General features: G+C 73.4%; 6 protein-coding genes. 4 read left to right on the forward strand and 2 right to left on the reverse strand.

Annotated features, from left to right (window positions below):
- The first annotated feature begins 3 nt into the window (after positions 1–3).
- The 3 genes from ACFYS8_RS23355 (at position 4) to ACFYS8_RS23365 (ending at position 3,610) form a co-directional block, all read left to right on the forward strand.
- Positions 4–1,074 carry an NlpC/P60 family protein gene (locus tag ACFYS8_RS23355; RefSeq protein WP_387643670.1) on the forward strand — a complete coding sequence of 357 codons (1,071 nt, stop codon included), beginning with the start codon at positions 4–6 and terminating at the stop codon, positions 1,072–1,074.
- Positions 1,075–1,286: 212 nt separating this feature from the next.
- Positions 1,287–2,327, forward strand: coding sequence for an NlpC/P60 family protein (locus tag ACFYS8_RS23360; protein WP_387643671.1), 1,041 nt, complete (start codon positions 1,287–1,289; stop codon positions 2,325–2,327).
- A 128-nt stretch (positions 2,328–2,455) separates the two neighbouring features.
- A complete protein-coding gene (locus tag ACFYS8_RS23365) occupies positions 2,456–3,610 on the forward strand; it encodes a hypothetical protein (protein WP_387643673.1) in 1,155 nt (384 codons plus the stop codon).
- A gap of 2 nt (positions 3,611–3,612) precedes the next feature.
- Here ACFYS8_RS23365 and ACFYS8_RS23370 read toward each other — a convergent pair whose 3' ends face one another.
- Together ACFYS8_RS23370 and ACFYS8_RS23375 are read right to left on the reverse strand one after the other, a co-directional pair.
- The gene (locus ACFYS8_RS23370) at positions 3,613–4,515 is read right to left on the reverse strand and encodes a carbohydrate kinase family protein (protein ID WP_387643676.1); all 903 of its coding nucleotides are present in this window, start codon (positions 4,513–4,515) and stop codon (positions 3,613–3,615) included.
- Positions 4,516–4,586: 71 nt separating this feature from the next.
- Positions 4,587–5,951 (reverse strand): glycosyltransferase 87 family protein, encoded by a 1,365-nt coding sequence (locus ACFYS8_RS23375; protein ID WP_387643678.1) that lies wholly within the window; start codon positions 5,949–5,951, stop codon positions 4,587–4,589.
- A gap of 255 nt (positions 5,952–6,206) precedes the next feature.
- Between ACFYS8_RS23375 and ACFYS8_RS23380 the strand changes: the two genes are divergently transcribed.
- Positions 6,207–7,349 (forward strand): glycosyltransferase family 4 protein, encoded by a 1,143-nt coding sequence (locus tag ACFYS8_RS23380; RefSeq protein WP_387643680.1) that lies wholly within the window; start codon positions 6,207–6,209, stop codon positions 7,347–7,349.
- Positions 7,350–7,493: the final 144 nt, after the last annotated feature.

A 7,493-nucleotide genomic window follows, 5' to 3' on the forward strand; every position in this document is an offset into this window, starting at 1 on the left:
TTCGTGGCGTCCCATCGCCGTCCCAAGCCCGTCGGCCGTGCCCGGGTCTCGATTCTCACTGCCGCTGCCGCCACCGCCGTCGCGCTGTCCGCCCAGACCGGCGCGCACGCCGACCCGGCGCCCACCAAGGACCAGGTCAAGGCGCAGGTCGACCAGCTCAACGAGCAGGCCGAGGTGAAGACCGAGGCGCTCAACGCCTCCGTCGAGAAGCAGCAGAACCTGCAGAAGCAGGTCACCCAACTGCAGGACCAGCTGGCCCGCCAGCAGGAGCAGGTCACCACCGTTCAGGACAGCCTGGCGACGATCGCCGCCGAGCAGTACCGCAACGGCGGCATGCCGCAGACCATGCAGCTGATGCTCTCCAGCAACCCGGACAGCTTCCTCGGGCAGGCCGGAACGCTGAACACGGTCGGCGCCACCCAGGCCGACCTGCTCAAGAGCTTCAAGGCCGAGCAGGCCAAGCTCGACGGGCAGCGCGAGGAGGCCGCGCAGAAGCTCGCCGAACTGGACACCACCACGAAGGCCCTCAAGGCCGACAAGGAAGACGTCCAGTCCAAGCTGGCCAAGGCGCAGGAGCTGCTCAACACGCTCACCCAGAAGGAGCGCGACGATCTCGCGGCGGCCGAGGCCAAGGCCGCCAGCGACTCCCGCACCCAGGCCGAGCGCGCCTCCCGCGACAACACCCGCACCGACCTCGGCGCCCCGCCGGCGCAGGCACCGGCCGGCTACGCGGGTGCCGCGATGAACGCCGCGCTGTCCAAGCTGGGCAGCTGGTACTCCTACGGCGCGGCCGGCCCGAGCACCTTCGACTGCTCCGGTCTGATGCAGTGGGCGTACGCCCAGGCGGGTGTCTCCATCCCGCGCACCTCGCAGGCCCAGGCGGGCGCCGGCACCAGCATCGGCACCAACATCGCCAACGCCCGTCCGGGTGACCTGATCATCTACTACGGCGACCAGCACCACGTCGGCATGTACGTCGGAAACGGGCAGATCGTGCACGCCCCGCACACCGGCGCGCAGGTCCGCTACGAGTCGGCGACCGTCATGCCGATCACCAAGATCGTCCGGATCTGACGGCCGCGCGGAGCCTTCGGCCCGGCACCCCGCACAGGGGGTGCCGGGCCGCTCTCGTTCCGGTGTCCGATTCGCGGTCGAATATTCGAAGTTGTCAGGGTTTGGACTGGATCCGTCCGACTCGCTAACCTCTGCCCCGGCCCCCCGTGCGGACGGCCGTCCGATCCGCGGGCGGCGGCGGAGGCCGGAGCGCAGGAACGGAGTCGTCGCACGTGCCAGTGCACCGTCGCCCCCCACTGCCCGGCGTCCAACGCCTCGCCCGAGCCCTGGCGCTCACCGCCGCCGCGACGGGCGTGATCCATCTCGGCGTCGCCCCGGCCGCCGCCACTCCGGCCGACCCGCCGGACCGCGCCGACGTCAAGGCGCAGGTCGACCAGCTGTACGACGAGGCCGAGCAGGCCTCCGAGAAGTACAACGCCGCCCAGGAACAGCAGAAACGGCTGCAGCGCGAGGCCGGCGTCCTGCTGACCCAGGTCGCCGCCGGGCAGGACGACCTCAACCGGCTGCGCGCCGACCTCGGGGCGGTGGTCGCCGCCCAGTACCGCGCCCAGGGCCTCGACCCCACGCTGCGGCTGATGCTCGACAACGACCCGGCGTCCTACCTGGCCGGCGCCCGCTCGCTCGGCCAGGCCACCGCCCGGCAGAACGAGACCCTGCGCGACCTGCGCGAACGACAACGCCGGCTGGACCAGCGCCGTCAGGAGACCGCGGCCAAACTCGACGAACTGGAACAGGCCCGGCACCGCCTGGCCGCCGCCAAGGACGAAGTCCGCACCCGCCTCGCCCGGGCCCGGCAGCTGCTCGGCGACCTCACCGCCGCCGAGCGCGACCGGCTCGCCTACGACGACGACGCCCGGGCCGCCCGCGGCGCCGACCGCTTCGACCTCGGCAACGAGCCCGCCGCGTCCGACCGCGCCGCCGCCGCGCTGAACGCGGCCGTCTCGAAGATCGGCTCCTCGTACGTGTACGGATCCACCGGGCCCAGCACGTTCGACTGCTCCGGTCTGATGTACTGGGCGTGGCGGCAGGCCGGAGTGACCCTGCCGCGGACCTCGCAGGGGCAGGCCTCGGCCGGCCGGCGGGTGAGCCTCGCCGAAGCCCGGCCCGGAGACCTGGTGATCTTCTTCAAGGACAGGCACCACGTCGGCATGTACGCCGGCGGCGGTGTCGTCGTGCACGCGCCGCACCCCGGCGCCCGGGTCCGCTACGAGAGCGTCAGCGCGATGCCGGTCAACTCGGTGGTGCGGGTCTGAGCCAGCACGAGCCCCTGGTCACCGACCTGCCGCAGGCGCCGGCGCCGCGGCAGGCCGGTGCTTCGCCGTCCCGGCGGGCCGCACTGCTGGTCGCCGCCGGGTGCGCGGCCCAGCTCTCGCTGCCCCGGGTGCTCCCCGCCGGGCCCGCCGGACCGGCCGCCGCCCCGCCCGGGCCGGGCGCGCCGTCCGGGGCCCGGGACGCCGTCGCGCAGGTGCTGTCGCGGCGGGCGGGCGCGATCCTGCGGCGCGACCCCGCCGGGCTGCCGACGGCGGCGGGCGCCGAGGAGGCCGACCGGGACCTGCTCACCCGCACCGCCGCGATCCGGTTCACCGAGTACACGCTGCGGCTGACCACCTTCACCGAACCCGCGCCCGGCGCCGAACGGTTGACCGTCGGCGCCGAACTCGGCTACCGGATCTCCGGCGTGGACGACTACCCGGCGCTGCTGGAACGGCAGATCGACCTGCAGCGCGAGCCGGCCGGCTGGCGGGTGCTCCGGGAGGTGCCCACCGGCGCGGTGGCGCCCTGGGACCTGGGCACCGTCCGGACCGCGACCGGGCGGCACAGCCTGGCGCTGGGCCTCGGCGAGGACGGCGAACTCGCCGACCTGGCCGCCCTCGCCGACCGTGCGGTGCCCACCGTCGAAGGCGTCTGGGGTCCCTGGAAGCCCGGCCGGCTGCTGCTCGAACTGCCGCTCACCGTCCAGCAGTTCGCCCGCCGGATGGACGTATCCGCGGACGCGTACCAGGGGATAGCCGCAGTCACCCTGGCGGTCGGCGGCGCGCCGACGCACACCCCCGCGGACCGGATCGTGGTCAACCCCGACGCGTACCGGCAGCTCAGCGAGCTCGGCCGCCGGGTGGTGGTGACCCACGAGGCCACCCACGTCGCCACCCGGGCCGACACCAAAGCGTGCACCCCGCTGTGGCTGTCCGAGGGCGTCGCCGACTACACCGGCTACCAGGGCACCGGGCGGACCACCCGGCAGATCGTCCCCGAACTCGCCAAGGACGTCCGGGCCGGGCGGATGCCCACCGGGCTGCCCACCGACGACGCGTTCACCGCCGGCTCGGCCGGCATCTCGCAGGCCTACGAACTGTCCTGGCTGGCCTGCGACTTGATCGCCCACCGGTACGGGCCGGACCGGCTGGTGGCGCTCTACCGGGCCGTCGGGCAGAACGGCGCCGGCGGCCTGGAACGCGCCTTCCGGGCGGAACTCGGCCTCGGCGTCGCCGAGTTCACCAAGGACTGGACGGCCGCGGTGGCCACCCTGCGGGACTGACCTCAGCCGGCCAGTGCCCGCTCCAGGCCGGCCGCGTCCAGGAACGCGGTGTGGGTGCCCGCCGTGGTGCAGGCGAACGCGCCGGCCGCCGCACCGGCCCGCATGCACTCCTCGACCGGGCGGCCCGCCAGCCGCCGCTGCAGGAAGCCGGAGACGAACGCGTCGCCCGCGCCGTTGCTGTCCACGATCGGCGCGCCCGGGTCCACCGCCGGGAAGTGCCGGGGCGCCTCGTCCTCGCGGGTGAGCAGGAACGTGCCGTGCGCGCCCGCGGTGGCCACCACCAGCTCGGCCCGGCCCTGCGCCAGGATCGAACGCATCGCCGCCTCCGGGCGGTTGCCGAGGCCGGCCGCGGACAGGAACACCACGTCCGAGCGGAGTGCGTAGAACCGGTGGTGCTCGTTCTCGCCGTCCCAGGCGTGCAGGTCGGTGGAGCTGGGGCAGCCCAGCCGTTCGACGTCCGGGTACATGTCGCGGTTGACGCCCGTGATCGACAGGTGGACGTGCTGCGAGCGCTCCAGCAGCGGCAGCCAGAACTCGCGCGGCAGCCGGGCGTCCGCCGGGTGGCGGCCGTCGTAGAAGGAGAACCGCAGGCCGTCCGCGTCCACCAGGTTGACGCTGCGCGGGGTGCCGGCGGGGGCGGGCAGGTGGCTGAAGTCCAGGCCGCGGCGGGCGTATTCGGCCAGCACCAGGGCGCCCTGCGGGTCCTCGCCGAGGAAGTCGGCGAGCTTGGTGCGCAGGCCCAGCGCGTGGCAGGCCAGCGCGACGCCGTTCCCGGTGTGCGCCGGGTAGTCGCGCACCGGGGGGACGTGCACCGAGTCGACGCCGGGCGGGATCTCCAGGCGGTCCACCCGGACGATGGTGTCCACGCCGACGCCGCCGACGATCAGGATGTCGTAGTCGATCATTCGGCGATGGTGGCAGCGAAAAGCCTTGCCCTGCAAGCGCTTTCAGAAACTTGCAGGGCGGCGACGGGGTGTCAGGCGCGGTCCGCCGGAGTGAGGTCGTCCAGCAGATCCTGCTCGTAGGCGATACCCGGCCGCACCGGGTACTGCGGGCCCAGCTGACCGGCCGGCAGCACCAGCGTGGTCAGCACCTCGCGCCGCCGGGTGGAGCGCCAGAGCCGGTACGCCGACAGCACGGTGGCCGCCAGCAGCACCAGGTTGCGGGCCGTCAGCACCAGCACGCCGGACAGCTCGCTGCGGTTCACGGTGCCGAACATCACCGGGAACTCGATCGTGGTCAGCACCGTGGCCACCAGCACCACCACCGCCACCGGACGCTGGCTGCTGCCTCGCACCGTCAGGCACACCGCCGCCAGGCCGACCACCCAGATCATGTACTGCGGGCTGATCACCCGACTGGTCGCGGTGAAGATCAGCAGCGCGCACAGCGCCGCGTCGAAGGTGGTCGCCGAAGTCCAACGGGTCGCCCGCAGACGCCAGATGAGCAGCCAGCCGAAACCGGCCACCGTCATGCCCACCATCACCTTGGAGATCACCGGCACCCACGGGCCGAGGAACTCCACCGAGCCGTAGTTCATCGTCACGGTGCCGTGCCACGACCCCGCCAGCTTCGCGAAGTGCAGCGGCAGCGCACCCAGCGACTCGATCTCGATGCCCCGCTCCGACTGGAACTTCAGGAACTCGAACGCCCCGTTCATGCCCGCCGTCAGCAGGAAACCCAGCGCCCCCGCGAACGTCGCCGCCGAGGTCCAGGCCCGCCGGGTGCGCCGGCCGCGCGGCGTGCCGATCAGCGCCAGCAGCGGCCAGATCTTCAACAGCCCGCCCAGCCCCAGCAGCACCCCGCCCAGCGCCGGGCGGCGCAGCACCACCAGCAGACCCGCCACCGCCAGCGCCGTCACGATGATGTCGTACCGGCAGTACACCGTCGGCCCGAGCAGCGGAACGCCCACCACCCAGTACCAGGCACCCAGATAGCTGCGGCCCTTGCGGACACCCGCGCGCATCAGCAGCGCCATCGCCGCCGCGTCCACCACGACGCAGATCACGAAGAACGACACCAGGTACGACCACGGCAACAGGCCCGGCAGCAGGATCACCAGCGCCGCGCCCGGCGGGTACTGCCAGGTCACGTCGTCCAGCGGGAAGGTGCCGGTGCGCAGCACCTCGTACCAGCTGTGGTAGATCACCGAGACGTCCGCTGTCACGTCCGTGTTGGCGATCCGCAGCACCCCCGCGACCACCAGGACCAGCAGGGTCCGGGAGACCGTCCAGCCGGCCGCCAGGGCCCACAGCGGACGACGACTCGGTGCGGAACCGGACGGGGCAGGCAGCGCCGGGGCCTCCGAGCTGCCGGGCCGTTCGGCCTGGGCTGACTCCACTACGCTCCTTCGGGTCGTCGCGTACGCACCGGGACCGGGCTTGCGCGCCGGGGTACCGGTAAGGACCACCAGCACACAGCATCAGTTGCGGCGGTGTCCTCCAACTTCTCCGAACCGTGTCCGAACCGTCCGGGCCCGCGCGCACCGCCACCGCGGGCGGCACGGGCCGCGTTCCCGGCGGACTGGTGCGGTGACCTATCGTACGGACCACTCACGGGTACTCCGAGCACCCCCTGACCGAGCGAGCCGCGGCACATGAACAGAACCCTCATCGTCACCAACGACTTTCCGCCCAGGCCAGGCGGCATCCAGGCGTTCGTCCACAACATGGCGGTGCGCCAGCCGGCCGGGTCGATCGTCGTGTACGCCTCCACCTGGCGGGACGGCCGGGAAGTCGCCAAGTTCGACGCGGAACAGCCCTTTCCGGTGATCCGCGACCGCACCAAAATGATGATCCCCACCACCCGGGTCACCAGGCGGGCCGCGGAGATCATGCGCGCCGAGAGCTGCACCTCCGTCTGGTTCGGTGCCGCCGCGCCGCTCGGCCTGATGGCCCCGCACCTGCGCCGGGCCGGCGCCGAGCGGATGATCGGCATGACCCACGGCCACGAGGCCGCGTGGGCCCAACTGCCCGGCTCCGCGCAGCTGCTGCGCCGGATCGGCGGCAACACCGACGTGCTGACGTACCTCGGCGAGTACACGCGTTCGCGGATCGCCCGTGCCGTCGGGCCTCGGGTCGCCTCGCGGATGGTCCAACTGCCGCCCGGCGTCGACGAGTCCACCTTCCGGCCGGACTCCGGCGGCGACGCGGTCCGGGCGCGGCTCGGGCTCACCGAACGGCCGGTCGTGGTGTGCGTGTCGCGGCTGGTGCCGCGGAAGGGGCAGGACACGCTGATCCGCTCCTTCCCGCGGGTCCTCGCCGCGCATCCTGATGCCGTGCTGCTGATCGTCGGGGGCGGGCCGTACCGGGCGGACCTGGAGAAGCTCGTGGACCAGGTCGGGGTGCGCTCGTCGGTGGTGTTCACCGGCGCCGTGCCGTGGGAGGAACTCCCCGCCCACTACGGGGCCGGGGACGTCTTCGCGATGCCGTGCCGGACGCGGCGCGGGGGGCTGGACGTGGAGGGGCTCGGGATCGTCTACCTGGAGGCTTCGGCGACCGGGCTGCCCGTCGTCGCCGGGGACTCCGGGGGTGCGCCGGACGCGGTCCGCGAGGGGGAGACCGGGTTCGTGGTGCCCGGGAAGAACGGGGAGACGGTGCTCGCGGAGCGGCTGGTGCGGCTCCTCGGGGACGCGGAGCTGCGACGCGAGATGGGTGAGGCCGGCCGCAAGTGGGTCTACGACGCTTGGCGTTGGGACATGCTGGCGGAGCGGCTCACCGGGTTGCTCGAGGCTCGCTGAGAGGGCGCGAAGCGCGGGAGAGTGCGAAACCTGGGGCGGGGGGGGGGGGGGCCCCCCCACCCACCCCCCCCCCCCCCCCGGGAGCCCCCCCCGCCGGCCCCCCCCCCCACACCCCCCCCCCAACACAACAACGACCAGTGGCGG

Origin of the sequence: Kitasatospora sp. NPDC004615 (genome assembly GCF_042873545.1) — a bacterium.
GTDB lineage: Bacteria > Actinomycetota > Actinomycetes > Streptomycetales > Streptomycetaceae > Kitasatospora.

Bases quoted from the DNA above. Each gene is read 5' to 3' on its own strand.
- ACFYS8_RS23370 (WP_387643676.1), bottom strand. From the start codon at position 4,515: ATGATCGACTACGACATCCTGATCGTCGGCGGCGTCGGCGTGGACACC.
- ACFYS8_RS23380 (WP_387643680.1), top strand. From the start codon at position 6,207: ATGAACAGAACCCTCATCGTCACCAACGACTTTCCGCCCAGGCCAGGC.